The following is a 1,370-nucleotide window of genomic DNA, read 5'->3' on the forward strand; positions in this document are numbered from 1 at the left end:
GCTCGCGACCAGGGCCAGGCCGATGCCCTTCTTCAATGTCGGCGAGAAGGTGCCCGAGGTGACCTCGCCGAGGGGTACGTCGCGCAGCAACCGGACGCTCATGTGCGGGCGCGGGATGGCCCGGCCCGTAGACACGATGCCGACGAGCTTGCGCTGCGGACCGGCTTCGCGCTCGGCGAGCAGCCTGTCGCGCCCCCAGAACGCCGGCTTCTTCCAGCCGACGGCCCAGCCGAGGCGCGCCTCGTTGGGGGTGATCGAGGACGAGATGTCCTGGCCGTGCAGTGGGTAGCCCATCTCGGTGCGGAGGGTGTCGCGGGCGCCGAGGCCACACGGGGTCAGGCCCACGGCTTCGCCGGCGGCCAGCAACCGGTCCCACAGGGCCACGGCCACCTTCGACGAGGCGATCAGCTCGTAGCCGCGCTCCCCCGTGTAGCCGGTGCGGCAGACGATGACGAGCGCGTCGGGGTCCGGGTCGGCGTCGTCGGCCTCGAACGGAGCCTCGACGAACGTGAGGTAGTCATGGCCGACGGGAAGGCCCACGGCGGCGACGACCTCGTCGGACTTCGTGCCCTGGATCGCCAGCACGACGTAGTCCTGGTGGTGGTCGATGACCTCGACGCCCTCGGGCGCGGCGTCGGCCAGGCGGCGTCGTACCTCCTCGTTGTTGGAGGCGTTCGGGACGACGAGGACGTGCTCGTCGTCGCGGTAGTAGGTGAAGACGTCGTCGATGATGCCGCCGGTCTCGTCGTCGACGACGAGGCTGTACTGCGCCTTGCCGGGGCCGATCCGGTGCAGGTCGTTGGTCAGCGTCGAGTTGAGGAACTCCACCGCACCCGGGCCCCGGACGACGAGCTTGCCGAGGTGGCTGACGTCGAAGATGCCGACGCCCTCGCGCACCGCGGCGTGCTCCTTGACCACTCCCGTCGGGTACTCCAGCGGCATCGACCAGCCGCCGAACTCGGAGAACTTCGCGCCGAGCGCAACGTGCCGGTCATGGAGCGGGGACTGCAGGGGGGTCGCATCAGCCATGACCGGAATCTATTGCATTCCCCGAACACGTCGGCAGCACCCGCTCGATAGGCTCTGGCGGTGACGTCCTTTGCCCTGCGAACTGCCAGTCCTGCCAAGACCCGTGCGGAGGCTGTCGTCGTCGGGGTGCTGCCGGACGGCGTCCTGGCGCCGGGTGCGGAGGACGTCGCGGCGGCGTACGGGCGCAAGCTCTCCGGCCTGCTGGCCACCGTCGGCGCGAAGGGCAAGCCGGGCGAGGTCACCAAGGTCCCGACCGCCGGCGTCATCTCCTCACCCCTGCTCGTGCTGGTCGGCCTCGGCGCCGACCCCGGTCCGGCAGAGGTACGACGAGCGGCCGGCAA

At 70.7% G+C, this 1,370-nt stretch carries 2 protein-coding genes; one reads left to right on the plus strand and one right to left on the minus strand.

What is annotated here, in order from left to right; all coding sequences use genetic code 11:
* Positions 1-1,029: glycine cleavage system aminomethyltransferase GcvT (gcvT, locus tag ACOADB_RS13065; protein ID WP_378599154.1), on the minus strand; the 1,029-nt coding region annotated here is incomplete at its 3' end.
* Positions 1,030-1,089: 60 nt separating this feature from the next.
* Here gcvT and ACOADB_RS13070 point away from each other — a divergent pair.
* A partial coding sequence (locus ACOADB_RS13070) for a M17 family peptidase N-terminal domain-containing protein (protein WP_378599164.1) occupies positions 1,090-1,370 on the plus strand: 281 nt, incomplete at its 3' end.

Source organism: Nocardioides sp. CPCC 206348 (assembly GCF_048654705.1).
GTDB lineage: Bacteria > Actinomycetota > Actinomycetes > Propionibacteriales > Nocardioidaceae > Nocardioides.